General features: G+C 67.3%; 24 protein-coding genes and 1 tRNA gene. 4 read left to right on the plus strand and 21 right to left on the minus strand.

Annotation, left to right across the window (positions count from 1 at the left end; genetic code table 11):
• Positions 1–86 precede the first annotated feature (86 nt).
• Both FBZ88_RS24475 and glmU read right to left on the minus strand, forming a co-directional pair.
• Positions 87–1,814, minus strand: coding sequence for a SulP family inorganic anion transporter (locus FBZ88_RS24475; protein ID WP_145619682.1), 1,728 nt, complete (start codon positions 1,812–1,814; stop codon positions 87–89).
• Positions 1,815–1,903: 89 nt separating this feature from the next.
• Positions 1,904–3,271, minus strand: a complete 1,368-nt coding sequence (glmU, locus tag FBZ88_RS24480) for a bifunctional UDP-N-acetylglucosamine diphosphorylase/glucosamine-1-phosphate N-acetyltransferase GlmU (RefSeq protein ID WP_145619683.1) — start codon at positions 3,269–3,271, stop codon at positions 1,904–1,906.
• 163 nt (positions 3,272–3,434) lie between these two features.
• Between glmU and gph the strand changes: the two genes are divergently transcribed.
• From gph to FBZ88_RS24495, 3 genes are all read left to right on the plus strand, one after another.
• Positions 3,435–4,121, plus strand: coding sequence for a phosphoglycolate phosphatase (gene gph, locus FBZ88_RS24485; RefSeq protein WP_145619684.1), 687 nt, complete (start codon positions 3,435–3,437; stop codon positions 4,119–4,121).
• Between the two features lie 41 nt (positions 4,122–4,162).
• On the plus strand, positions 4,163–5,242 hold the full coding sequence (locus FBZ88_RS24490) for a hypothetical protein (protein ID WP_145619685.1): 1,080 nt from the start codon (positions 4,163–4,165) through the stop codon (positions 5,240–5,242).
• Positions 5,243–5,325: 83 nt separating this feature from the next.
• Positions 5,326–6,387: a hypothetical protein gene (locus tag FBZ88_RS24495; protein ID WP_145619686.1), complete on the plus strand. Its 1,062-nt coding sequence runs from the start codon at positions 5,326–5,328 to the stop codon at positions 6,385–6,387.
• 80 nt (positions 6,388–6,467) lie between these two features.
• Here FBZ88_RS24495 and FBZ88_RS24500 read toward each other — a convergent pair whose 3' ends face one another.
• The 5 genes from FBZ88_RS24500 to FBZ88_RS24520 form a co-directional block, all read right to left on the minus strand.
• Complete coding sequence (locus tag FBZ88_RS24500) at positions 6,468–7,007, minus strand: hypothetical protein (protein WP_145619687.1); 540 nt, start codon at positions 7,005–7,007, stop codon at positions 6,468–6,470.
• Positions 7,008–7,180: 173 nt separating this feature from the next.
• Entirely contained in the window at positions 7,181–9,829 is a 2,649-nt protein-coding gene (locus tag FBZ88_RS24505) for a valine--tRNA ligase (protein WP_145619688.1), read from the minus strand.
• A 113-nt stretch (positions 9,830–9,942) separates the two neighbouring features.
• Positions 9,943–10,302 (minus strand): DUF2497 domain-containing protein, encoded by a 360-nt coding sequence (locus FBZ88_RS31130; RefSeq protein WP_246138843.1) that lies wholly within the window; start codon positions 10,300–10,302, stop codon positions 9,943–9,945.
• 538 nt (positions 10,303–10,840) lie between these two features.
• Entirely contained in the window at positions 10,841–12,214 is a 1,374-nt protein-coding gene (locus FBZ88_RS24515) for a TolC family outer membrane protein (protein ID WP_246138838.1), read from the minus strand.
• Positions 12,215–12,528: 314 nt separating this feature from the next.
• Entirely contained in the window at positions 12,529–13,182 is a 654-nt protein-coding gene (locus FBZ88_RS24520) for a protein-L-isoaspartate O-methyltransferase family protein (RefSeq protein ID WP_145619691.1), read from the minus strand.
• Between the two features lie 309 nt (positions 13,183–13,491).
• Here FBZ88_RS24520 and FBZ88_RS24525 point away from each other — a divergent pair.
• Positions 13,492–13,565, plus strand: a tRNA-Cys gene (locus FBZ88_RS24525).
• Between the two features lie 200 nt (positions 13,566–13,765).
• On the opposite strand, the gene FBZ88_RS24530 is transcribed toward FBZ88_RS24525, so the two are convergent.
• The 14 genes from FBZ88_RS24530 to FBZ88_RS24595 form a co-directional block, all read right to left on the minus strand.
• Entirely contained in the window at positions 13,766–15,364 is a 1,599-nt protein-coding gene (locus FBZ88_RS24530; protein WP_145619692.1) for a terminase large subunit, read from the minus strand.
• Complete coding sequence (locus tag FBZ88_RS24535; RefSeq protein WP_145619693.1) at positions 15,361–15,759, minus strand: phage terminase small subunit P27 family; 399 nt, start codon at positions 15,757–15,759, stop codon at positions 15,361–15,363. The genes FBZ88_RS24530 and FBZ88_RS24535 overlap by 4 nt, the downstream gene beginning before the upstream one ends.
• Positions 15,760–15,853: 94 nt before the next feature.
• Entirely contained in the window at positions 15,854–16,192 is a 339-nt protein-coding gene (locus FBZ88_RS24540; RefSeq protein WP_246138839.1) for an HNH endonuclease, read from the minus strand.
• A 4-nt stretch (positions 16,193–16,196) separates the two neighbouring features.
• Positions 16,197–16,415: an HNH endonuclease gene (locus FBZ88_RS31605; protein ID WP_145619694.1), complete on the minus strand. Its 219-nt coding sequence runs from the start codon at positions 16,413–16,415 to the stop codon at positions 16,197–16,199.
• A 6-nt stretch (positions 16,416–16,421) separates the two neighbouring features.
• Entirely contained in the window at positions 16,422–16,631 is a 210-nt protein-coding gene (locus tag FBZ88_RS24550) for a hypothetical protein (protein WP_145619695.1), read from the minus strand.
• Positions 16,632–16,747: 116 nt separating this feature from the next.
• A complete protein-coding gene (locus FBZ88_RS24555; RefSeq protein ID WP_145619696.1) occupies positions 16,748–17,362 on the minus strand; it encodes a head-tail connector protein in 615 nt (204 codons plus the stop codon).
• 10 nt (positions 17,363–17,372) lie between these two features.
• Positions 17,373–17,768, minus strand: a complete 396-nt coding sequence (locus tag FBZ88_RS24560) for a hypothetical protein (RefSeq protein ID WP_145619697.1) — start codon at positions 17,766–17,768, stop codon at positions 17,373–17,375.
• 13 nt (positions 17,769–17,781) lie between these two features.
• Positions 17,782–18,945, minus strand: a complete 1,164-nt coding sequence (locus FBZ88_RS24565; protein ID WP_145619698.1) for a phage major capsid protein — start codon at positions 18,943–18,945, stop codon at positions 17,782–17,784.
• The gene (locus FBZ88_RS24570; RefSeq protein WP_145619699.1) at positions 18,945–19,469 is read right to left on the minus strand and encodes an HK97 family phage prohead protease; all 525 of its coding nucleotides are present in this window, start codon (positions 19,467–19,469) and stop codon (positions 18,945–18,947) included. Before FBZ88_RS24570 ends, FBZ88_RS24565 begins: the two co-directional genes overlap by 1 nt.
• Positions 19,456–20,706, minus strand: coding sequence for a phage portal protein (locus FBZ88_RS24575; RefSeq protein WP_145619700.1), 1,251 nt, complete (start codon positions 20,704–20,706; stop codon positions 19,456–19,458). Before FBZ88_RS24575 ends, FBZ88_RS24570 begins: the two co-directional genes overlap by 14 nt.
• A gap of 208 nt (positions 20,707–20,914) precedes the next feature.
• The gene (locus FBZ88_RS24580) at positions 20,915–21,484 is read right to left on the minus strand and encodes a FliH/SctL family protein (protein ID WP_145619701.1); all 570 of its coding nucleotides are present in this window, start codon (positions 21,482–21,484) and stop codon (positions 20,915–20,917) included.
• A 1-nt stretch (position 21,485) separates the two neighbouring features.
• Positions 21,486–22,790, minus strand: coding sequence for a DnaB-like helicase C-terminal domain-containing protein (locus tag FBZ88_RS24585; protein WP_145619702.1), 1,305 nt, complete (start codon positions 22,788–22,790; stop codon positions 21,486–21,488).
• Positions 22,777–23,529, minus strand: a complete 753-nt coding sequence (locus FBZ88_RS24590; RefSeq protein ID WP_145619703.1) for a DUF1376 domain-containing protein — start codon at positions 23,527–23,529, stop codon at positions 22,777–22,779. The genes FBZ88_RS24585 and FBZ88_RS24590 overlap by 14 nt, the downstream gene beginning before the upstream one ends.
• Complete coding sequence (locus FBZ88_RS24595) at positions 23,529–23,903, minus strand: hypothetical protein (protein ID WP_145619704.1); 375 nt, start codon at positions 23,901–23,903, stop codon at positions 23,529–23,531. Before FBZ88_RS24595 ends, FBZ88_RS24590 begins: the two co-directional genes overlap by 1 nt.

Consider the following 23,903-nt stretch of genomic DNA (forward strand, 5'->3'; position numbering starts at 1 on the left):
GTGCCCCGGCCCAGGCAGCTCACAACCGCCCACCCCCAGCCTGCGTTCCCAGGTTGGGCTGAAATCCGGATCTTGGACCTTGGGGCTCAGGCCGCTTCGTGATCCGTGTCCGGCTGGTCCCCCGGCCGGCCCAAGGCGCGGCGGGCGCGAACCAGTGCCTGGTCCAGGGTGCGGCCGACATGAACCCGTGGCGGCTTCAGGCCCTGGGTCAGCAGCAGGCGCCGCGCCTCTGGGTCGGCCAGGGCGATGGCCACGACCGCCCCCTGTTTACGCGCCTTGGCCGCCAGCCCGTCGATGACGGTGACGGCCGTCGAGTCCAGCAGCGGCACCGCCGTCAGGTCCAGCACGTAAGCCCGCGGCCGGGCGGCGATGCGGTCGAACAGGGCGGACACGCCGGCCGCCGCCCCGAAAAAGAATGCACCGGACAGGCGGAAGACCAGAATGTCGTCGTCGCGCGTCTGGGGCTGGTCCGGCAGCGGGCCGGCGCGATCGGCAACGTCAGGGGCCACCAGGGGGACGCCCCCCTCTATCCGCAGGGTTCCGGCCATGCGGTGGATGAACAGCAGCGACCCGGTGGCGAAGCCGACGACGATGCCCAGCGTCAGATCCCGCAGGATAGTCAGCAGAAAGGTGGAGAGCAGCACCGCGGCATCCCCCCAGGACGCCCTCAGCAACAGGCCGAAGGCATGCTTCTCCGCCATGTTCCAGGCGACAATCGCCAGCACCGCCGCCAGCGCCGGCAGGGGGATATAGCTGGCCAGCGGGGCCGCCACAGCCATGAACAGCGCCAGGAACACGGCGTGCGCCATGCCCGACACCGGCCCGCGCGCGCCGGCCCGCACATTGGTGGCCGTGCGGGCAATGGTGCCGGTGACACAGATGCCGCCGCAGAGCGCGCTGGCGATGTTGGCGACACCTTGCGCCACCAGCTCGGCATTGGCCCGGTGGCGCCGGCCGGTCATGCCGTCGGCCACCACGGCGGACAGCAGGCTTTCGATGGCGCCCAGCAATGCGAAGGCCACCGCGTCCGGCAGGACCGCCAACACCAGGTCCGGCGACAGGGGCGGCAGGTGTGGTGCCGGCAGGCTGCGCGGGATGCCGCCGAAGCGCGTGCCGATGGTCTCAACAGGAAGGTGGGCAACCGCCGCGACCACGCTGGCCGCCGCCACCGCGATCAGCAGGATGGGCCATTGAGGGCGCCAGCGCCGCAGCAGCACGATCAGGCCGATGGTCGCCACTGCCGTACCCAGGGCGGCGGGGTTCAACGTAGGCAGGGCGTGTCCCAAGGCCAGCAGTTTGGGCACAAGCGGCCCCGGCTCCTTGCCCGGCAGCGTCAGGCCCAACAGGTCGCGCGCCTGGCTGGCCGCGATGATGACGGCAATGCCGGCGGTGAAGCCCACTGTGACGGGATAGGGGATATACTTGATGAAGGTCCCCAGGCGCAGGGCACCAATGGCCATCAGGATCAGGCCGGACAGGATCACGGCCAGCGCCATGCCGCCCACCCCCAGCCGCTCCACCGACGCGGCGACCAGCACGATGAAGGCACCGGCCGGACCGCCGATCTGGAAGCGGCTGCCGCCCAGCAGCGAAACCAGGAAGCCGCCGACGATGGCGGTGTACAGCCCCCGATCCGGCGTAACACCCGAGGCGATGGCGATGGCCATGGACAGCGGCAAGGCCACGATGGCCACGGTCAGGCCGGCCACCAGGTCGGTCCGCAGGTCGCGCAGGCCATACCCCTCGCGCAGCACCGTGACCAGCTTGGGCTTATAAAGTTCCCGCCAGCTTGGCTCCGCCATCGTCCTGTGCATGACGCCCCCTGTCGTTAACGCGCCGCACCCATCCTTCGTCCCATACCATCATCGCCCAGCCGGACCATCCTGGCCTAACCCTTTCCCGCTCAGCCCTTCTTCTGCGCCGCCTTGCGCGCCTTCTGAGATGCGGCGAAGGCGGCGGCCCAGCCTTCCTTCACCACCTGGCGGCCGCGGCCGATGGCCAGGGCGTCGGCCGGCACTGGCTGGGTGATGGTGCTGCCGCCGGCGATGAAGGCGCCGTCGCCCACCTGCACCGGGGCCACCAGGGTGGCGTTGGTGCCGACGAAGACGTTGCGGCCCACCTGGGTGCGGTACTTGAAGGTGCCGTCATAGTTGCAGGTGATGGCACCGGCGCCGATGTTGGTCCCCTCCCCGATGTCGGCGTCGCCGACATAGGCCAGGTGGTTGGCCTTGGCGCCGTTGCCCAGGGTGGAGGCCTTGACCTCGACAAAGTTGCCGACGTGGGCGCCGGCGCCGATGTCGGACCCCGGGCGCAGGCGGGAATAAGGACCGATGATGGCGTCGCGCCGTACCACCACACCTTCCAGGTGGCAGAAGGGACGGATGGTCACGCCATCCTCCACCACCACGCCGGGCCCGAACACCACGTTCTGCCCCACGGTGACATCGCGGCCCAGCACCGTGTCGGCGGAGAACCACACCGTATCCGGGTCGGCCAGGGTGGCGCCGTTCAGCATGGCCTGCCGGCGCAGGCGGGCCTGCATCAGCTTTTCCAGCCTGGCCAATTCGACACGGGAATTGACGCCTTCCACATCCGCCGGGTCCCCCTCGGCCACGGCGCAGGCATGGCCCTCGGCGCGGGCCACGGCCACGGCGTCGGTCAGGTAGTATTCGCCCTTGGCGTTGGCGCTGCCGATGGCGTCCAGGATGGCCCACAGGCGGCGGCCATCGAAGGCCATCAGCCCGGCGTTGCACAGGCCGATCGCCCGCTCCTCCGGCGTGGCGTCCAGGAATTCCACGATCTTGGTCAGGCCGCCGGCCTCGTCCTGCACCAGCCGGCCATAGGCGGCCGGATCGGTTGGGCGCATGCCCAGCACCGCCACGGCCGGATCGCCGGCGCCACGCCGTGCCTGAACCAGCAGGGACAGCGTCTCCGGCCGCACCAGGGGCGTGTCACCGAACAGCACCAGCACGTCGCCATCGAAATCGCCCAGGCTCCCGCGCGCCGCCTTCACCGCGTCGGCCGTGCCCAGCTGCTGGGGCTGCAGCACGGTGGCGTGCGGCGCGACGGCCTTGGCCACCCCCTCCTGCCCAGGGCCCACCACGACAATGATCCGGTCGGGATTCAGCGCCGACGCCGCCCGCAGCACGTGGGCCACCATGGGCTCATTGGCGATGGGGTGCAGAACCTTGGGCAGGTCGGACTTCATCCGGGTACCCTTGCCCGCGGCCAGGACGATGCAGGCGAGGGCGGTCGACGTCTGAGCGGTCATGGCGATAACCTTATTCACGGCACTGTTTGGATTCACTGCACTGTTTGGAGCGCGACACGTCGTCAGATGGGATGAACCCATGCCCGACGCCATTGCCAGCGAGGTCCCCTTACTGCCACAACGATGGTGTCTCGCGAAACCGCCATCGCCCGGATGCCGCCCCATGAGCCTCATGCCCGCCGCCGTCCTGTTCGACTTCGACGGAACGCTGATCGACAGCGCGCCCGACATCCTGACCGGCATCAACCGCCTGCTGGATGAGGAGGACCTGCCCAACCTGGACCTGGCGCAGGTGCACCAGTTTATCGGCGACGGTGCCCCGATGCTGGTGACCCGCACCTTCGCCGCTGTGGGCCGGCCGCTGGATCCCGACTCGGTCCCCGCCATGACCGACCGCTACATGGCGATCTATGAGTCCCTGCCGGCCGATCCGTCCTGCGTCTTCCCCGGCGTGGCCGAGACGCTGGCCAGCTTGAGCGCCGACATCCCCCTGGCCCTGGTGACCAACAAGCCGGAACGGGCAACCCACGCGGTGCTGGAGGCCATCGGCCTCGCTCCCTATTTCAAGGCCGTGGTCGGGGGCGACAGCCTGCCGACGCGCAAGCCCCACCCCGGCCCACTGCTGCACGCCATGGCCCACCTGGCCGCCGCACCCGGCAAGACCATCATGGTGGGTGATGGTGCCAACGACGTGACCGCTGGCCGCGCCGCCGGCTGCCAGGTCGTGTGCGTTACCTATGGCTATCCGCGCATGCCCGTGGAACAACTGGGGGCGGACCGGTTGGTGGACCATTTCCGCGACCTGCCGTCCGCCCTGGCGGATTTGGCGGCGGATTTGGCCGCGGGGTGACGGCCGGGCCAACGTCACCGGCTTATTGGGGAAAGTCGCATATGCGTGGTTTGGATTTGCGGGCAGATCGGGAGGAATACCTGGACGCCCTGCTGGTGACGGGCACGGCCTTCATCCTGGCGGTGGCGCAGTGGCGCCACATCGTCCACTTCTTCGACCAATACCTGCTGCAGAACTTGCAGGCTGAGGTGGGGGTGCTGCAGGGCTATCCGCACTGGCGCTTCTTCCAGTCGCGCGTGCTGGCGCCCTTCCTGGAACATCTGATCGAGCTCACGGGCGTGAACCTGACCAGCGCCCACGCCGTGGTCGCCGTGTTCGGCCTGACCGGCGCCGGCCTGGCTCTGTTCTACGCCGCCCAGGCGGCGGCCGGCCAGGGAGCGGCCAGCCAACGAGTGGACGGGCGGCAGAAGGCCTGGACGGCCTTGCTGGCCATGCATGTCCTGTTCATGGCCCTGATGTCGAAGCCCTGGCTGTACATCTGGGACTTCGTGCTGCTGCTGACCACGGCAGTGTTCTACCTGCTGGTCCTGACCCGGGCGCCGTGGTGGTCCTTCCTGGCCCTGCTGGGCGTCGCCTGCTTCAACCATGAATCCGCCGTGTTCATCGGCGGCTACATGATGGCCAAGGCCGTCATCGACGCATGGGTGGAAAAGCGCCGGCCGGACTGGCGCTGGCTGGCCTCGGGCCTGCTGGGCAGCGTCGCCGCCTTCGCCGTAATCGAGTTCCTGCGCCGGACGCTGCTGAAGGAAGAGGTCGGCTACAAAATCTTCCGCGATATCCAGAAGTCATCCTCCACCACGTTCGACGCCTATTTCCATATCCAGGTGGGGGAGAATTTCGGCCAATTTTACGACTGGATCACCGATCCCGGCCTGTCGCTGGATCTCTTGATCCCCGTCTACCTGGCCACGGTGCTGGGACTGACGGTGGTGATGGTAAAGCGGCATGGTATCCGCGCCCTGTCCCTGGCGGCCTTCGTCCTGGTCCAGGTGCTGGCCGTGCTGGCCCTGGGCCTGACCAACGAAACACGCACGCTGCTGCATCTCGCGCCGTTCGTGGCCCTGGCCGCCGTGTGGCTGAAAAAGCCCACGGCGGAAAATCCCGGCCCCTTCGCCGCCTGATCGCATGGGGCGGGACCGCACCATACGATCGGGCCCTAAGCACCATACGGTCAGGCCTTAAAATGACGAACCTGGGAAGTGACATGCATGAAGTACCCGCCATCGGCCAGACGGGTCGCTCAGGCATTGTCGCCGTGGGGGCTACGGCCTTCCTGCTGGCCATCGCGGAATTCCGGCTGATCAGCTTCTATTTCCTCGATTATATCGTCCAAAACGTCGCGGCGGCGCAGGGCGTCTTGGACGGTTTACCGCACTGGCGCGTCTACCAGTCGCGGGTGCTGGGTCCCCTGGTCATGGCCGCCGTCAGCTGGCTGGGGCCATCCCTGATCAACGCTTATTTCATTACCGGCATCGGCGCCCTGACGGCCGCGGCCGTGGTCACCTTCCGCGTCGGCCAGCGGCTGGAGGGGCCGGCCGGCGGCTGGGCGGCGATGATGGGACTGCTCGCCCTCTTCCCACTGGTCTTGAGCCGACCCTGGCTCTATATCTGGGACTTCTTCATCCTGGTGATCGGCGCGACCTTCCTATTGCTGGTGGTTCGGCGGGCCCCCTGGTGGGCCTTCCTGGCGCTGATGGCCGTGGCCTTCCTGAACCATGAAAGCGCGCTGTTCATCGCCATATGGATGGCGGTGCAGGGCTTGGCCGACAACTGGATGCGGTGGCGGCTGGCCTGGCGGCAGTGGGATTGGCGCCTGCTGGGCGGGGGTGTGGTTGGCGGTGTGGTCGGCCTGGAAGTGGTCGAACTGCTGCGCACCCTGCTGTTGAACCGCGAGATCGGACCAGAACTGTTCGCCGATGCGAGCCAGATCGGCGACCACACCGGGGGCATGCATATCAAGCTGCTTCGCAACCTGGGCTCCGTCATCGATTGGTTCATCACCTTCGACTACAGCTTCCCGTTTCTAATACCTCTGTTGCTGCTGTGCGCCGTCGCCGTGGTCGGGGTCTTGCTGGCCGGTTACCGCCTGAAGGCCGCCGGGCTTGCCGTCTATGTCGCGGCACAGGTGGCGGCCCTCTGCATCGCCGCCGAATTGGCGGAAACCCGGGTATTGCTGCAGTTGGTCCCGTTCCTGGCGGTCGCCCCCCTGCTGTTGAACCGGACCCGCTGGCTGGACGAGGAGGCCATCAAGGCGCCCGCCCCTTGACCATAGGCGGACACGGGTGTGGCAAAAGCCGGGGGCCGCTTCAGCCTGGCCGGACCGGGCGCACCGCCGGAATGCGGATGTTACTGGCCAGTGGGCGCGGCGGGACGGGTGGTGGCGCCCTGGGTGGCGTTGCCCTGGGTGGCGTTGCCCTGCACGTTGATGGTGTAGGTCTGCTTCTGGGTCGTTCCCATGGGGTAGAAAACCTGCACCTCCAGCACGTCCGCACCGGCATAGCCTGGGGCGGGCTGGTACCACAGCTGTTGGGCGGGCATGGCCTTCTTGTTGCAGGCGGCGCGGGGATTGCCGGCAGGGAAGGTCGGATAGTCCGTCCCATCGCGCAAGCTGGCGGTGCCGTGGGCTGGCGCGGTGAGGATTTGCACCGTGATGCCAGAAATCGGGGCGCAATCCTCATGCAGGCCCTGATAGAAATTCAGCTCGCGCTCCTGTCCCACGGGAACGGTGCGGGTCAGCATGACCTTTTCCGGCGTGCCGACCGTACCAGCCGGCCGGGGCGCCGTGCCGCCGTTCATGGTGACGGGTACGACCTGCACATGCTGCACCGCGCAGCCCGCCACAAGGGCCACGGCAGCCATCATCACCATCCAACGCCCAGCGGTCATCGCATCCTCAAGGGGGAAGTCAGGATGCCGCCCCGCGCGACACCTCCCGCATAGGTCGCATTATTCCAATGAATACATCCATGTGACAAACGGCCGCCCCAAAGGCTTTTCCCCGGAGCGGCCGTGCATCACGTCATCTTGACCCGGAGGAGCCCGTGTCAACCCACCCGGCATCAGCCCAGGCGGGACAGCGCCTCGGCCAGCTTGGTGCGGGTGCCATCGGCCTCGGCCCGGCGCTCCCGCTGTTCCTCGATGACCTCGGGCGGGGCCTTGTCGACGAAGTTGGGATTGCCCAGCTTGGCGTCGACCTTGGCGATTTCACCCTCCAGCTTCTGGATTTCCTTGGCCAGGCGGGCCTTCTCCTTGCCGATGTCGATGAAGTCGGCCAGGGGCAGGACCAGCGTTGCCTCATCCACCACCGCCTGCACGGCACCAGTGGCCGGCACCTCCTCGGTCAGGGCGATGTCGGACAGGCGGGCCAGCTTCAGGATCAGGTCGCGGTGGGTGCCCAGGCGCGCAGTCGTCTCCGCCCCCGCCCCTTTCACCAGCAGCGGCAGCTGGGCTGACGGCGGCACGTTCATTTCCGACCGGATGGTGCGGATGGTGGAGATGAAGCGCACCACCCAATCCATCTCGGCCAGGGCACCGGCGTCCTTATAGGCGGCCGGGTAGTTCGGCCAAGCGGCGGTGATCAGGTCACCGCGCTGCTGGCCCTCGCCCAGCTTCTCCCACAGCTCTTCCGTCAGGAAGGGCATGATGGGGTGCAGCAGGTGCAGGATCTGGTCCAGCACCCAGGCGGTGACGGCCCGTGTCTCGGCCTTGGCGGCCTCATCCTCGCCGTTCAGGATGGGCTTGGTGAATTCCAGGTACCAGTCGCAGAAGCTGCCCCAGGCGAAGTGGTACAGGGCGTTGGCGGCATCGTTGAAGCGGTAACCCTCCAGCGCCTCGGTCACCTGGGCGGCGCAATCGGCCACCGCGCCCACGATCCAGCGGTTGACCGTCTGGGTCAGGTCGGTGGGGGCGAAACCCGGGACGGGCGCCACCTGGTTCATCTGGGCGTAGCGGGCGGCATTCCACAGCTTGGTCGCGAAGTTGCGGTAGCCCTCGACGCGCGAGGTCGCCAGCTTGATGTCGCGGCCCTGGGCTGCCATGGCCGTTAGGGTGAAGCGCAGGGCGTCGCAGCCGTACTGGTCGATCAGGTCCAGCGGGTCGATGACGTTGCCCTTGGACTTCGACATCTTCTGCCCCTTCTCATCCCGCACCAGGGCGTGGATGTAGATGGTGCGGAAGGGCACGTCGCCCATGAAGTGGATGCCCATCATCATCATGCGGGCGACCCAGAAGAAGATGATGTCGAAGCCGGTGACCAGCACATCGCCGGGGTAATAGCGCGCCAACTCCGGCGTCTTCTCCGGCCAGCCCAGGGTGGAGAAGGGCCACAGGGCGGACGAGAACCAGGTATCCAGCACGTCGGCGTCGCGGGTCAGGGGCGTGGCGGCGCCGTAATGGGCATCCGCCTCGGCCTGGGCCTCGGCCTCCGTCTCGGCGACGAAGAACTTGCCGTCCGGCCCGAACCACGCCGGGATCTGATGGCCCCACCACAGCTGGCGGCTGATGCACCACGGCTGGATGTTGCGCATCCACTCGTAATAGGTGTTTTCCCACTGCTTGGGCACGAACTGGGTCTTGCCCTGCTCCACCGCCTCCAGCGCGGGCTTGGCCAGGGTGACGGCGTCGCAATACCACTGGTCGGTCAGCCAGGGCTCAATGACCACGCCGCTGCGGTCACCGTGCGGCTGCATCAGGGTGTGCGGGTCGATCTTCTCCAGCAGGCCCAGGGCCTCGATCTCCTCCACCACCTTCTTGCGGGCGGCGAAGCGATCCAGCCCCTGATACTCGGCCGGCGCATGCTCATTCAGCTTCGCGTCGCGGTCGAACAGGTTGATCATGGGCAGGTTGTGCCGCTTACCGACCTCGAAATCATTGAAGTCATGGGCGGGGGTGATCTTCACCGCACCGGTGCCGGTCTCCGGATCGGCATACTCGTCGGCGACGATGGGGATGCGGCGGCCGGTGATGGGCAGGATGACATGGCGGCCCACCAGATCCTTGTAGCGCTCATCGTCCGGATGCACGGCCACGCCGGTGTCGCCCAGCATGGTCTCGGGCCGCGTGGTGGCAACGGTGATAAAGGTGTCCGCCATGCCTTCCACCGGATAGCGGAAGTACCACAGGCTGCCCTTCACCTCCTTCTGCTCGACCTCCAGGTCGGAGATGGCGGTGTGCAGCTTGGGGTCCCAGTTCACCAGGCGCTTGTCGCGATAGATCAGGCCCTGGCGGTACAGCTCCACGAACACCTTGCGGACGGCGGCGTTCAGGCCCTCATCCATGGTGAAACGCTCGCGCGACCAGTCGGGCGAGGCGCCCAGACGGCGCAACTGGCGGGTGATGGTGCCGCCCGACTCCGCCTTCCACTCCCAGACCTTCCGCAGGAAGGCTTCGCGGCCCAGATCATGGCGCGTCTTGCCTTCCTTGGCCAGGTTGCGCTCCACCACCATCTGGGTGGCGATGCCGGCGTGGTCCGTGCCCGGCTGCCACAGGGCGTCGCGACCACTCATGCGGTGATAGCGGATCAGCAGGTCCTGCAGCGTGAAGGTCAGCGCGTGGCCCATGTGCAGGCTACCCGTCACGTTGGGCGGCGGCATCATGATGGTATAGGGCTGGGCGTTGCTGTCCACATGGGCGGCGAAAGCGCCCGAGCGCTCCCAGCGCTCATAGCGGCTGCTTTCGACATCGGCGGGGGAGAAGGTCTTGTCCAGCATGGCGGGCACCTGAAATCGCACTAAAGCGGCAAAAGAAAAGGGCGGCGCGGGGTAGAGCGCCGCCCCCTATGAAATTACCTGGGGCTTGGCAAGGTTTATCGAAGCGGCGCGCCTCAGTCGAGTCCGCGCCGTACCACCTTCTCGATCTCGCGCTTGACCAGGCGCTCGACCAGGGAGGGCAGGTTCTCATCCAGCCATTCGCGCAGGATGGGGCGGACCAGGACGTGGACGATCTCCTCCAGCGTGACGTCGGAGCGGCCGATGGGCCCCTCCCCCGTCAGGCTGGGGCCGCCGCGGCGGAAGCCGGACAAACCGGCGAAGGCGCGGCTGGCCGCATCCTCCGTGAACTGCGACATCAGCCGGTCGTCGTCCATGGGCGGCGGCGGGCGGCGCGGCGGCGGCGGCTCGTACGCGAAGGGGTCCGGCAGGGGTTCGGGCGCCGGCTCGGGCTCATCCGGGATGATGTCCGTCAACTCCAGCACATCATCCTCGGGCGGAGGCGGAGGTGGTGGCGGAGGAGGCGGGGGCGGCGGCATGGGCACCGCCTCGAAAATGTCGTCCTCCGGCGGGGGCGGAGGGGGAGGCGGCGGAGGGGGCGGGGGAGGCGGCGGCGCCTCCGGCTCGGGCGGCGGGGCGTCGGTGTCTTCAGAAATGATCCGCCGGATGGAGGCGAGGATTTCCTCCATCGAAGGTTCTTGTTGTGACTTGTCAGCCATTGTTGCCTAACCTGACCTGTAACGGCGTGGACCTGTAAGCGCGCCGGCCCCGCACCGACGTATGGGCACCGACATTCGGGGCAGCCTAGGGCAAGAACAGTAAAAATGCCATTGGGTTAATCACGGCCGTGCCGGGCGCCAATGCTGGCCCGCGTCATCCCGCCCTCCCCTATTCGCCCCCGCTATTGCTTCCCCTCAAGAATAGGGTGGGTCGCCGCCTTTCCACAAAAGAAAAGGGCGGCTCCCAAGCCATGGAGCCGCCCGTCTGGCGCGTACGATCGGGCGGATCGCCCGCTTACTTCTCGATCGAAGGACCCCAGAGCTTGTCCTTGACCTCTTCATAGTGGGCTTTGGCGTCGTACAGCGGGACGTTCAGGCCCAGCTTGGCGGCGGTCAGGTCGCCCACGGCCGACAGCACCTCGTAGGACGCCACCTGCTCGTCATGTTGGGCGCGAACCAGTTGCACCTTGGCGTTCACCAGTTCCTGCTCGGCGTTCAGCACGTCCAGGATGGTGCGGGAACCCACCGACTGTTCCTGACGCACGCCTTCCAGCGCGATCTCGTTGGAGGCGACGGCGCTCTTGTAGGCCTCGATGGCGGCGCGGGCCGTCACCAGGGCCTGCCAGGCCTTCACCGCCGTCTCGTCGGCCGAACGCACGGCCTCCATCACTTGGGTGCGGCGCTGCTGTTCCGTCTGCTTGGCGCCGCGCACCTTGGCCGAGGTGCCGCCGCCCTCATACAGCGGAATGGTGACGCGGGCGGAAATGACGGCCGTGTCGTACTGCACGCCGGGAAGCGACTGGTCCCAGTTGCGGTAGTACTGGGCGCTGGCCGACAGCTGCGGCAGCATCTGGCCGAAGGCACCGTCAACCGCGTCCTGCGACGCCTTGTGATTGTAGCGCGCGGCGACGACCACCGGGGCCGACACCTCGGCCGCGGCCATGGTCTCTTCCTGGTTCACCGGCAGGTGCACCACGCGGGTCGGCTGCTTCAACGTGCCGGGCACCTGGCCCATCAGCTTGGCATAGGTGGCGCGGCTGGCGGCCAGAGCGCCCTGGGCCGAGATGCGGTCGGCGGTGGCGCCGGCCAGGCGCGACTCGGACTGGCTGACGTCGGTGCGGGTCAGCTCACCCACGCGGAAGCGATCACGCGACGCCTCCAACTGCCGGGTCAGCACCTGCTCGTTGTTGATGTTCAGGTCCAGGACGGCCTGATCGCGCACCACGTCCAGATAAGCGGTGGCGGCGGCCAGCAGCACCTGCTGTTCGGTGTCCAGCAGGCTGGCCCGGCCAGCCTCCACCTGATTCTCAGCCTGGCTGATGCCGGCCTGGATGCTGCCGCCAGCGTAGATCGCCTGGTTGATGGTAACGCCGGTCTGCGCCGGATTCATGTGCGTGATGGCGTTGCCCTGGCTCAGCCGCTCCTTGCCCAGGTTGCCGTCGGCCGTGACGGTGGGCAGCATGCTGGCGCGGGCCTGGGGCACGCCTTCATCCGTGGCGCGCTGGCCGGCGCGGCCGGCTTCCAGCGTGGGATTGTTCTGGTAGGCCTGGCTCAAGGCGTCTTCCAGCGACTGCCCGTGGGCCACGGTCGCCACGGTCAAGGCCAGCGCCGTCAGCGGCAGGGCGGCGGCCAGCCGGCGCGCCCGCTTCACCCAATGTCCGGTTCCCATGCCCTCTGCCCCACATCCAGCGGTGTTCACTTGCATCGCCATTTTCCCCAAACACCTTAAATAAATATCATAGGTGGGGCGCGCCCTGACGCACGCGACCGTAGCAGAACCACACCCCGAATCCCCATCGGCGCCAACGCGCCCCTTAAAAAACACTCTGTAACATGATCGGTGGAACCGCAAAGGTCCACTTAAGGCCATGTTTCGGGGGACCGTCTCCCCCCTAATCCGCCCCTTCCCGGCCCAGGTCGGCAGCGAAAGGGCGGAACGAAGCCCCATGGCGGACAGCGAGCACCCAGCCATGGGGCTTCGGATTAGAACACGAATTCGGCGCGGCGCCCGAAACCCGGCAGGGGCCGGACGGCGGCGTCGAACAGGATGCGGTGCGACACCACGCCACCCACCTTGCGGTAATAGCGCGCCTCGCCCAGGCCGGCGGCGTTGATGACCACAGCCACCAGGCGGCCGCCCTCGGGCAGCTGGTCCAGCAGGCTGGCCGGCACCTCGGCCACCGAGCCGTCGATCAGGATGGCGCCGTAGGGCGCCTTGGCGGGGTAGCCGGCGGACAGGTCACCCTGCACCACGGCGACGCCGGCGACACCGGCCAGCGCCTTGCGCGCGGCCTCGACCAGGGCGGGGTCGCTTTCCAGCGCCACCACCGAACCGGCCATCTCGGCCATGATGGCGGCGGCGTAGCCGGTGGCCACACCCACGGCCAGCACCTTGTCGGCACGGGTCAGGGACAGTTCCTGCACCAGGCGGGCCAGGACCATCGGCTCCATCAGGTAGCGGCCGGGGGCCACGGGCACGTCCTCGTCGACATAGGCGACGCCGGCCAGCGCCTCCGGCACGAACCGCTCACGCGGGATGGCCAGGAAAGCCTCAACCACGAAGGGGTCGGTGACCTTGTTGGGGCGAATCTGCCCCTCGATCATGTTGACGCGGGCGGCGGTGTAGTCGGCGGCCATGGGATATACCGATCTGATGGAAACGAGGCGGAGGAAGATGCGCGCCACAGGGCCGTTCGGCCCGCACACGCTTGAAAAACCAGGATCGGTATATATCTCCCCCGCCGCCCGAAGACAATTGATGCCTGCACCGGGCATCCATCCGCCGCCGCCCGCCAAGCCCTCGGCGCGGCCGGGGCCCCGCGCCGTCACCGAAACGTCAGAAAGCGACGCCAGCATGCTTGACCGCCCCGACGGGCGACGCTATAGAGGCGCCCTGCCCTGACCGCAGGCGCCGCTGGACGGCCCCTTCGGTCGGTTCTCGTGGATGGCGCGGTGGCAGAATGGTGATGCAACGGACTGCAAATCCGTGAATCCGGGTTCGATTCCCGGCCGTGCCTCCAATGACTTAGCAGAAAATCCAGACATAAATTCCAGTGCCAAGTCTCACCGGGGACTCACGGTAGAGCTTGGAATTGCCGGCCACGCCCTAAGGAGAAAGCCGCCGGCTGTCGCGGTTCGTTTCATGCCTGGCCACTCACGACTTACGCCAGTCCGGCGATCCCAGCGGTGAACTACGCCGCCAGGCCCTGCCGGCAGGGTTTCAAATGAACAAGAAGCCGTCCGGTCGCTCGTCCGTCTCGTAAACCGATGGGCCGCCTTCGCCGTGCATGGCCAGCGCAACCGCAGTCGCGCACGCCGCGGCGCCGTCGATCCGCTCCCGGGCCTTGCCCTTGCTGAACAGCCGATTCCCCGCCCTGTCCGTTTCGACCTGGATATTGTCGAAGCACCAGCGCAGCACCGGATGGCCACCATGCTGGAACTGCCGGCCGATGATGGCGCGCTCCAGATCCTTGATGGCGGGCGCCATGGTTACCCACCCTTGCCGCACCTCCACCGCCGGCAAGCCGTCTTCCATCAGGTTGTTGATGGTGTTGCGGGCCAGGTGCGGGTCGAGGCCAATCCCCTGGACGTCAAACTTGTCATACAGGTCACGGATGCAGTCCTCCACGGCTCGGAAGTCCACCACGTTCCCCGGGGTGGGTTCGATTAGTCCCTCCTCCGCCCAGCGCACGTAAGGCACGCCGTCGCGGTCCTGGCGAAGGCGTAGGTTGTCCTTGGGACAGAAGAAGTGAGGCAGCACCGCGTATCCGTCGCCGACGCGCCAGCAGGCCACCACCACCGTCAGGTCAGAGTTTGACGACAGGTCCACGCCAAGCCAGCACGGTTCGCGCTCCAGCTCGTCCAGGTCCAGGGGTTCGGCGCCTTGGTCATAGACGCCCATTTCGACAAAGGGGTCTGTCGAATGGTCCAGCCACACGTTCAGGTGCAGTTGCCGGAACGCCTCCCGGTCGGCGGGCCTGTTCTCTGCCTCACGGGCGAGCTGGCGCAGCCCCTCGATATCGGGGAAGCCGTGGACCAGGCCGGGGTTTGCCCGATACCACAGGGCCTCGTCCCGCCAATCGGCGTCCGCCGCCGTCTCAAACAGCACCGGCAACGTGCCGGGGTCATCAATATCGCCACGCGCCACACGGCGGGCGTAGTCGATGAGGTCGTGGGCGACGTTCTGCTGGCCCCGGCCGGCGGTGGTGATCACCACGCACAGGGAACCGGGCACCTTGGTAAGGCCGGTGCGGATGACGTCCCACAGGTCGCGCTTGGGCCAGGCGTGCAACTCGTCCACCAGGGCGAAGGTGGGGGTTGTACCGTGCTGGCGGGCCGCGTCGCAGGAGATGGCGCGCAGGCTGGCGCCGCTTTTCGGGTGTTCGATGCGGTGCCGGTAATCGATGAACCGCAGCTTGTTGGCAATCCGGCCGTCTTCCCGGCAGATGCCGGATGCCTCCTCGAATCCGATGCGCGCCTGTTCACGGTCGGATGCCGCGAACAGCGCCAAGCCGCCGGGCACGCGCTCGGGTCCGATGGTGTGCAGCAGGCCCAGGCCAGCGCCCAGGCTGGTCTTGCGGCCGCCGCGGGGCAGCAGCATCACCACATTGCGGACGATGCGCCGGCCGTCGGGATGGCGGGGGCCGTAGATGCGCCGGACAAGGCGCTCCTGGAAGTTGTATAGCTGGAAGGCCCGCTTCGGCAGGGTGGACTTTGGATGGCGCAGTACCCGCAGGAAATCGACGGCCCGCTGGCCATAGCCGAACGGGTCATCAATCGCGGAGCCGTCAAACAGCCAATCAGGATAGGTCGACTTCACAGGTCCAGGTCCCCCAGCTCGTCGTCGCTCTCGCTCGGGGCCGCCTTGTTTCGGCTGGCCGGCGTCAAGCCCAACTCGGAAGCCAGCCGGCGGGACTCGGTGAGGGCCTGGAACAGCGTTTGGAAAGCGGGGTGCCGGCGGCTGCCGCCCTTGTCGGTGGTGATGATGTCGCCCTCGGCCGCGATGGTCGCCTGGGCGCGGCGCACCGTGCCGGCGGCCAAGCAATAAGCCTCCAGCATGGGTAGATCGGCCTTGGTGATGGTCCGCCGGTCTTTCAGGGCCGGCACCACCCGCCGCCACTCGGCCTTTCCCTCCGTCGGCAGCCATGACGGCGCCGGCGGGAGGCGGGAAAGTCCACCTTCAATCGCCTTCAGGTCCGGCTTCCGTCCTCGCATTTCACACCTCAATTCCGTATTTGCTCAATTCGGTTCTGTCGGGAGCGTGACCCCCCAACGGTCCCTGACCCCCAGGCGGCCAGGGCATGACCCCCTACCCCCTGGGCCTGGGGCCTCCCTGGTCGCGGCGCGTCCGCTCGGAATGGTGGGCGTGGCAGTAGGGGCGAAGGTTGGTCGGGTCCAGGCGGCGGTGCGGCGCCTCACGCACGCTGACGATGTGATCGGCGTCGATCGCCGCACGGCCGCAGCCTGGCTCATCGCACACGGGGTTCGTCTTGATGAACTCAGCACGCACCCGCTTCCAGTCGCCGTCATAGCCGCGCTGGTGGGCCGTGCCGCGGGCCTTGTCATGGGCCTTGGCGCAGCGCGGACACCGGCGCCCATAAGGCACCAGCGCCCCGCATTTGCACGCCTTGGGTGGGGCATAGGGCATAGCGTCAGCTCCGGCTTGGGCGGTTCAGGTAGTGACAAGTCCGGTGGACGGCGCGGAGATTTTCCGGGTGGTTCGTTCCACCCTGCCGGCGGCCCCGAAGGTGATGCACGATGTCGGCGCCCGGTTGGCCGCACAGATGGCAAATGCCCCCGTCGCGCTCGATGATGGTCTTTGCCGTCTCGCGCCAGCGCGTCTTAGTCATGGATGGAGCAACGCGCGTCATCTGGCGTCACCCCGTAAAGTCGACTTCGATACGGACGGGAGCGGTCCCGATGGGCAATGGCCAGGCGAAGGTGATGACGCGCTGCTGACCATTCCACAGGATTTTGTCCGTAGTACGCAGCGGCAGGAAGCCGGCCGGAAATGGCGTCGGGGACAGGATGGCCCGGTAGTTGCCCTGGCTGCTGCTGGAGCCGGGACGGATGCTCTCCGCCGTCAAGCCGTTGACCCTGGCCCTGCAAGGCACAGAGGGCAAGCCCGTGCGTATGATCGTCACGTCTGCACCAGCGCGTGCCAGGGCACGGTCAAGCGCCGCGATTTCTGCGCTTACGCTCATCACACACCCGGCATCCTGTAGCTGCACAGCAGGGCCTCAACCTCGGGCGGGAGCGCGCCATCCTCACCGGCGCCCCCAACCGCCCAGGTGGTGCTGAGCACACCCGGCACCGTCTCGGACTTCACCAGCGGGTCGCGGGTGCGAGAGAAGTACGCCGACTTGACCAGAAGCACCGCGGCCCGCTCGATATCCTCGGGTAGGTCGCGGCCGGCATCCTCGGGCAGCAGATAGCCGGCGGTGTAATTCGCCACCACCTTGCCGCAGGCCCACGCCTGGAGATGGTCCTGGCCGTCCAGTCGCCAGACGGCGCCGTACTGGTCCACCTCGTATTGGATGGGATCGAGGGGGATGCCGGCTTCGGTGATGGAAGTCAGGGCCGCCAGCGGCCACCGCGTCAGCAAGAGGGACGGTTCAGGGTGCGATAGCCGCCACGTCTCCCGCACACCCTCGCGGGGAAGGACGCGGTTGACGTAGCGGCCTATCGTGGCGCTTGCGCTGTCGATCAGGTCGGCCATCCAACTGTCGTCCGCCGTGCCGGTCAACTGCAACTCAACCTTCACCGCGTCGAGCGTGGTGAGCCGGGTATGGGCGGCGGGCGTGACGACGGTCAGCATGGGCGGCCCCTTATGCCACGGGCGCGTTGCTGGGGAAGCCCAAGACGGCCACCGCCGCGTAGGTCCCGCCAGAAGTGGCGCCCGTGGGGGTCAGGGTCAGGCGGACGTACCGGCGGGAGCCGGAGTAGCCGACGCGCTTGGTCTTTCCGTCGTCCGTGGCGACGAAGCTGGGCAGCGTGCCCAAGATGCCGTCGCTGGTCACCGCGGCGCCGTCGGACAGGTTGGCGGCGTCACCCTCGGTCAGGGTGGCGGCCACCGTGCCATCGGTGATCGTGCCGGCGGTGACGACGAACTCCAGGCCGTTGAATCCCAGGGTGTCGATGATGGCGCCATTGACGGCGCTGGTGGTGATCACCTGGGCGGACAGGGCCGTGACGGCCCCGATGTTGTGGTGCAGGTCCCGCATTGGGGGTTCCTCCTTAAGACGTGGCGATCTTGAGCTTGCGGATAGCTTCGGCCCGGCGGACACCGGCGGCGACGCGGCGCCGGCCGTGGAACCGGACGCGACCCTTGGTTCTCTGGGTGAAGTCGTCGCGGACGATGGACAGGGCGACCCGGTCATAGATCCGGTAGCCGATGCCGAAGTCACCGAAGGCGATGGGGTAAGCCCCGCCGGCCACGTCGGGCATATCCACCGCCTCCACCACGGGGCGGCCCAGCAGCAGGGTTGAGGGCGCGTTGGCCATGCCGCCAATGTCCACCAGGTAGCGGCCCTGGCTGTCCTTCAGCTTCCGCACGGCGGCCAGGGTCGTGCTGTTCATCAGCCACACCCCGTTCTGGCGATAGGCCGGCTTCAGGGCGTGGAACAGGTCGATCAGGCCGTCCGCCTTCACCGCGCTCGCGTCACCGCCGGGCGTATAGGACAAGCTGGGGTCGGCCATGAAGCCCATCGGTTTCAGGGCGCCGTCGCCATTCACGAACGCCTGGCTTTCCGTCACCCCGAAGGCTTCGGCGAACTCGCTGGCCAGTTCGGCCGCCACGTCGACGGCGGCGTCTTCCAGCAGGCTCAGCGACACGTCGACGTAGGTCCCCAGCTCGCGGACATTGAAGGTCTGTTGCCCGTATTTGACTTCCGTCTCGGGCCGGTCGTCGTCCTCGCCAACCCAGGTCGCGGTGGCGGGGCTGGTGCGGCGCAGGGTGTTCACCTCGCTGCGGCCCGTCGTGCGGACGGTCGCCAGCGCCCGGATGGGGCTGAACAGGGTCAGGTCCTTGTCGATTTCAGCCTGGAAGTCCGGTGGCGCCAGATAACCAGCGGCTTCATCGTCCGACAGGCGCAGGGCCCGGGTTTCGTCGGCGCTCATGCCGGCGGTGCCGGTGCGCAGGTAGCGCGCGAACGCCCGGGTCTCTACCTGGACCGCTTGGCCCTGGTCACCACCGCCGTTGCCACCGCCCGGGCGACGCATCACCTGTTCCGTGCGGTCCATCCGGGAGCGCAGTTCGCTGGCGCCCGTCTCAATGGCGGTAAGGCGCTGCTCCACCGTGGACGTCAGCCCATCGACCGCAGCGCGAATTTCGGTCAGGGGGTCATTGCCGGTGCCGTCGTCGCGGGTTTCCCACGGCGCCGGTCGCTTGATCATGCTCATCACTTCATTCCTTTCAGACGTTCCGCGCACTGGCGGATATGCGCGGCGATCCCGGCCGCCTCGGGATGCGAACGAACCGAGGTAATCCGGGCCGCCGGCTGAGCCGGGCGCGCGACCAGGGACACCTCAATCAAATCCATGGCGTCGACCCGCCGGCCGCCTTGGGGTTGCTTCTGCGCTTTGGTGGTGCGGAAGCCGATGGACAGGCCGTCCACGGCACCGGCCTTCACCATGGCGAAGGCGTCGCGGCCCGCCGTGGCATCCATGACCAGACGCCCGGTGACCTTCAGGCCCCGGGTGTCTTCCTCGATGGCGTCCCACACCCCAATCGGCGTGGCTGGGTCATGGGCCCACAGCATCAGGGGGCGGGTGCCGGCGGCGCGGTGCTGCTCCAGGCTCTTGGCAAAGGCGCCAGGGGTCACCACGTCGCCAAAGGCGTCCGGCTTGCCCCACAGAGCGGCATAGCCGCTGATCAGCCCGGTATCGTCAGGCGTCAGGCGGATTTCTATGTCACGGCGTTCCATTGGTCGCCTCCGGGATGTTGGCCGCTGGCGTTGCCGGGCCGGCGCTTGGGGTGGGCGCCACGTTCACGGCCCTGACGAACTCGTCGCCACCGGCGTAGGGCGCCCTACCCTCCAGGCGGCGGGCCTCGTTCGGGTTCAGCACGCCGCTCGTGATCGCCTGCGAATAGCTGGCGAACCGGGCCGCCATGTCGGCGCGGGCGATGCTGTCGGTGTCGAACGCGATATAGAGGGTCTTGCGCTCCTCAGGGGTCAGGAGCGTCAGGGACAGGCTGTCCACCCAGATCCGCACCAGGGGTAGAATGCAGAAGGTCAGGAACTGGCTGCCCAGGATTTCGGCGTTGCTGTAGGTGATCCTTTCCAAGTCGGCGATCAGGTGCAGGGGCACGCGCCATACCCGGGCGATTTCCTGGATCTGGAACTTCCGCAGTTCCAAGTATTGGGCATCGGTCGAGTTGAGCTGAAGCGGCTGGAACTCGACGCCATCCTCCAGGATCAGCGTCCGGCCGGCGTTGTCGCCACCGCCGTAGAAGCCCTGGAAGGACCGGCGCAGGCGGCCCAGCAGGTCGTCGCCCATCTTCTTTCCGTACTTCAGCAAACCGGACGGGCGGGCGCCGCGGCCGAACAGGCCGGCGCCGTACCGCTCCAGCACGAGGCCCAGGCCGATTGCTTCGCGGGCCGCCGTGATGGGGCTGTCGCCACGATAGGTTTCCAGGCCGATGGTCCGCAGATGGACCATATCCCGGCGTGATACCTTGGTCTGCTGCCCCGCCAGGTTGCTAAAGATGTAAAGGGGTTCCTGCGTTACCTGGTCCACTTCGATTGCGACCTGGGTGGGCTTCAGCACCAGCAATTCCGCCACCGCGCCATCGGCGCCCCTGTTGGCGTAGGCATAGGCGTTGCCATAGGTGGATAGGTAGGTCTGCAGCTGCTGCCGAAACTCTGCGGCGGGGGTCCACTCGTTGGCGGCGGACGTCAGCAGAGGGTGCAAGGGGTGATCAGTCGCCTCATCCCCACCATCGCCTTCAGTGCGCCGATAGATCGAACAGGGAAGCTGGGCCAGCGTTTCGGCAAGCACCCGGACGCACCCGTAAACAGCAGTGTTCCGCATGGCGGTTTCGGGGGAGACGGGGACACCGGAGTCCGTTGGCCGGCCGATGTCCATAAATGCGTGCGGCGGCGTAACGGTAATCCCGCGCCGCTCAATCTTGCCAAAGATTGAAAGTAGGCCATTCAGCATTTGAGCCGACCGCTATAGTGAATTTGACGATGGTCGGTCCAAATTTCGGCACCAACAAGTCAAATATAGCTGGTGGTATGAGTTAGTTTTTCTGCTGTTTTCCCGAGTTTTCTGATGCTTTCTCGGGCATGACTATTATTCGATCTTAGTTCAATTGCCGAGATGGAACAAGTCATGGACATGTGTGTCAGGTGCGACGGCGGCGAGCCTACCGACTTACCCGTGTCGAGCTGGGCGCCGCGAAACGGCGGAGCGCGGCGCGGTCGATAAGCGTCAACTGGCCAATACGGGCACGCATCAGCACCCCTCGGGCGAAGGCGACTTGCGCACCTCGCTGGTTCTTATGGGCGAACCGTTCGGCCAGGGCCGGCCAGTCGAGCGGCGGTCTGTAGGCCTCAAGCTCCACCTCCAGTTCGCGGAGCCGCGCGTTCGCCTCCATTTGCCCTTCTATGCGGCCAGCCTCTTGCCCGCGCCGATACCCCTGGGCGTGGGCGGCTTCGAGTTGCGCACCATCGGCGCCCGCAGCAAGCCGCCCCTCCAGGTCGACCAAGCGCCTCCGGCACGCGGCCAGTTCACAGCGGAGGATTTGGGCCTCAAAATCGGCAACCGGGGTCACGGGCACGGGCGCCGTCATCGCTTCCGGCAGGCTCAGGCCAGCGGCCCTTGCCATAGCGGCGGCCTTGCGTACCGCGCCCAAGGCTTCGCCGTCATGCGGGGATTCCGACAGCGCCAGCAGCTTCAGCAGGCGGTCGCGGTTGATGGAGTGGTTGGCGACCATATCAACCCCGCAGAGTGGACAAGTCACGGAAGTGCGGCCCTGGCGATTCAATGGCAAACGCAGGGCGATCCTTCGATCCAACGTCAGCGACGGGCGTGAACCGGCTCGCCTTCATCTCCAGCCATCGGGACGGGCCGTCGGGTTCTCCGCGGATGAAGAACACCTGGTCCGCGTTGCGGGTAAGGCCGGTGCGGCTTACTGCCGTCGCCTCCCCATCATCCGCGAGCTGGGCGAGTATCATCATCCACATGCTCAAGCGCTTGGCGGCGGCGGCTAACCACTCGGCCACGCGGCGGAGATGCTCCTCCTCCGTCACCGTCCTATCCCGGCCACCGATCAGTTGCCAGTAGTCGATAACGGCGCCAGCGCATCCATGCCGGTGCTTGGCCGTCAGCACCTCGCTACGCAGTTGGTCGGCCGTGCCGCCGGGCATGTCGAGGTAGCGGATGTTGTCGGGGGCTTCAGCCGCGTACAGGCCCGCCCGGCTAAGCAGGTGGGTGGAGACGTTACCCCGAAACATCATGGCGTTCACGTCCAGATCCCGGGCCATGCTGCGCAGCTCGATTTCCTTGGCGCCCATTTCCAAGGCCGCATAGGCGTGGCGGACCCCCGCCCGGTTCAGGTTGGCTGAGATGGTGCCGGCCAGCAGGCTCTTGCCACTCTTGCCCTTCCCGGCGAAGGCATACATGCGCCCCACCTCCAGGCCGCCGCCCATCGCACGGTCGAGGGCCGGCAGGCCGGTGGGGTAGACTGGCGCCGGCTTCTCCATCGCGGCCACCGCCGTCCGCAGAACCTCTGCGCGGGTCTTCGACCGGCCGCCGTCGATCAGGGCCTCCGCCGTCGAGATCGTGGCGGAAATGGCATCGTCCACGTCGGGCCCTTCGGCCGCTGCAACCAGCGCGGCCAAGGCGGCATCCATCAGCCGACGGCGGCGGGCCGCATCGCGCACCTGGTCGGCGTAGTCCGGCACGGCCATTGGCGGGCAAGCGGCGGCCACAAGCTGGGCGATGTAAGCTATACCGCCGCCGTGGTCTTTCAATTCACCGTCCAGCGCCCGGCCCAGGTCCGCCAGCAAGGCCGCGTCCACCGTCTTGCCGGCGCCACGCCGCTCAGCGATGCCGGCGAACAGGCGGGCGTGGGCCGGGTCGAAGAAATCGCCAGCGTCCACACGGCCCAGGGCCCTGCCCCAGGCGGCCGGGAAGTTCAGCAGCGCCCCCAGCAGCATCCGCTCCACCTCGTTGCAGGCCGTGGCGGAAACGAGATGCTGGACGGCGGGGGCCTGGTTCAGGGCGTCAATGGCGGACAAGGTCGAACTCCGGGACGTCTGCGGCTTGGGGGCGGGACTTGGTGGTAGCTGTCGGCGGGGGCGCCAAGTGGTCGGCCCATCGCTCCTGCCGCAGCCAGGTTGCCGCCTGCGCGACGAACTGCGGTTCGGTCTTCTCCCGCGCCACCGCCGCGGCGTAGTTCGCAGCGCCGCGGATGATGGCCAGCGGGTCGACACCGCGCCTCACCGCCGCCTGGAACTTCTCCGCCGCCGGCTTGCGGGGGTTCCCGTGGGTGCCCCGGCTCGGGTACGCCGACCAGAACTTTTCGAAATTTTCATCCGGCTTCTCGGTCCCCCGTTTTGGGGGACTATAGGGGGTTATATTAGGTGTAGGTGTAGGGGCATCGAATTGGGATGCGTTTGGCTCTGCCACGGCATCACCAGTTTCCTTTGTTTTCGACCACTTAGCCTTTGCATTGGCCGATTGAGAACGCCGCTTGCGATTCACAAAATCGTGTTCCCTTAACAACTGGTCGTGCGTCCAGAATCCCGCTTTCAGATTCCAAAACGACATGATGCGATCCCGCACTTTCGGCCACCGCCTGGGGTCAATGCGGCTCCAGCGCTGGAGCAACGTTTCGTCGTCCGGAAGGTCGCAATCCGGCCGGCGCCAGGCACACATCATCAGCATCAGCAGGCCGCCCGTTTCCTCGGCTGTCAGGGCCGACGTGTCGGCAATGAAGGCGTCGGTCAGCAGGGGCATCGTCGGGAATACGGACATCACCTCTCCGCGAAACGATCGGTGTAGATTTTCCGAAGGGTGGCCACCTGCCTGTCGCTGAGGCCCCGGACCTGCTTCAACTGCTCCAGGACGGACCCGACGAAGCCCTGTTCCCATTCGGTGAGCCGCTGGCAGCGCCAGAGGGTTTCGGCCATGACGCGAGTGTTGGGATGGGCTGCCCGGGCGGACTGGCTGAGGCGCCCGGGCGACGGGTCCAGAGCGGCCACGACGTCGTGCCAGGTCAAGCCGGCGCCCGCCAGCGTTCGCCCGATGGCCGCAGCCGTGGCCACCACTTCTCCCGGCTGGTCGGACCCCAACAGGGGGATCAGCTTGACCAACCGCGGCGCGATCGGGGAAAGCGAGGGGGCGCCCAT

Origin of the sequence: Nitrospirillum bahiense, assembly GCF_007828025.1 — a bacterium.
Taxonomy (GTDB): Bacteria; Pseudomonadota; Alphaproteobacteria; order Azospirillales; family Azospirillaceae; genus Nitrospirillum; species Nitrospirillum amazonense.

Excerpts from the sequence above, each read along its gene's own strand:
- FBZ88_RS24475 (WP_145619682.1), bottom strand. The coding sequence starts at position 1,814 with ATGCACAGGACGATGGCGGAGCCAAGCTGGCGGGAACTTTATAAGCCC.
- glmU (WP_145619683.1), bottom strand. The coding sequence starts at position 3,271 with ATGACCGCTCAGACGTCGACCGCCCTCGCCTGCATCGTCCTGGCCGCG.
- gph (WP_145619684.1), top strand. The coding sequence starts at position 3,435 with ATGAGCCTCATGCCCGCCGCCGTCCTGTTCGACTTCGACGGAACGCTG.
- FBZ88_RS24490 (WP_145619685.1), top strand. The coding sequence starts at position 4,163 with ATGCGTGGTTTGGATTTGCGGGCAGATCGGGAGGAATACCTGGACGCC.
- FBZ88_RS24495 (WP_145619686.1), top strand. The coding sequence starts at position 5,326 with ATGCATGAAGTACCCGCCATCGGCCAGACGGGTCGCTCAGGCATTGTC.
- FBZ88_RS24500 (WP_145619687.1), bottom strand. The coding sequence starts at position 7,007 with ATGACCGCTGGGCGTTGGATGGTGATGATGGCTGCCGTGGCCCTTGTG.
- FBZ88_RS24505 (WP_145619688.1), bottom strand. The coding sequence starts at position 9,829 with ATGCTGGACAAGACCTTCTCCCCCGCCGATGTCGAAAGCAGCCGCTAT.
- FBZ88_RS24515 (WP_246138838.1), bottom strand. The coding sequence starts at position 12,214 with ATGGGAACCGGACATTGGGTGAAGCGGGCGCGCCGGCTGGCCGCCGCC.
- FBZ88_RS24520 (WP_145619691.1), bottom strand. The coding sequence starts at position 13,182 with ATGGCCGCCGACTACACCGCCGCCCGCGTCAACATGATCGAGGGGCAG.
- FBZ88_RS24535 (WP_145619693.1), bottom strand. The coding sequence starts at position 15,759 with ATGCGAGGACGGAAGCCGGACCTGAAGGCGATTGAAGGTGGACTTTCC.
- FBZ88_RS24540 (WP_246138839.1), bottom strand. The coding sequence starts at position 16,192 with ATGCCCTATGCCCCACCCAAGGCGTGCAAATGCGGGGCGCTGGTGCCT.
- FBZ88_RS31605 (WP_145619694.1), bottom strand. The coding sequence starts at position 16,415 with ATGACGCGCGTTGCTCCATCCATGACTAAGACGCGCTGGCGCGAGACG.
- FBZ88_RS24555 (WP_145619696.1), bottom strand. The coding sequence starts at position 17,362 with ATGCTGACCGTCGTCACGCCCGCCGCCCATACCCGGCTCACCACGCTC.
- FBZ88_RS24560 (WP_145619697.1), bottom strand. The coding sequence starts at position 17,768 with ATGCGGGACCTGCACCACAACATCGGGGCCGTCACGGCCCTGTCCGCC.
- FBZ88_RS24565 (WP_145619698.1), bottom strand. The coding sequence starts at position 18,945 with ATGAGCATGATCAAGCGACCGGCGCCGTGGGAAACCCGCGACGACGGC.
- FBZ88_RS24570 (WP_145619699.1), bottom strand. The coding sequence starts at position 19,469 with ATGGAACGCCGTGACATAGAAATCCGCCTGACGCCTGACGATACCGGG.
- FBZ88_RS24575 (WP_145619700.1), bottom strand. The coding sequence starts at position 20,706 with ATGCTGAATGGCCTACTTTCAATCTTTGGCAAGATTGAGCGGCGCGGG.
- FBZ88_RS24580 (WP_145619701.1), bottom strand. The coding sequence starts at position 21,484 with ATGGTCGCCAACCACTCCATCAACCGCGACCGCCTGCTGAAGCTGCTG.
- FBZ88_RS24590 (WP_145619703.1), bottom strand. The coding sequence starts at position 23,529 with ATGTCCGTATTCCCGACGATGCCCCTGCTGACCGACGCCTTCATTGCC.
- FBZ88_RS24595 (WP_145619704.1), bottom strand. The coding sequence starts at position 23,903 with ATGGGCGCCCCCTCGCTTTCCCCGATCGCGCCGCGGTTGGTCAAGCTG.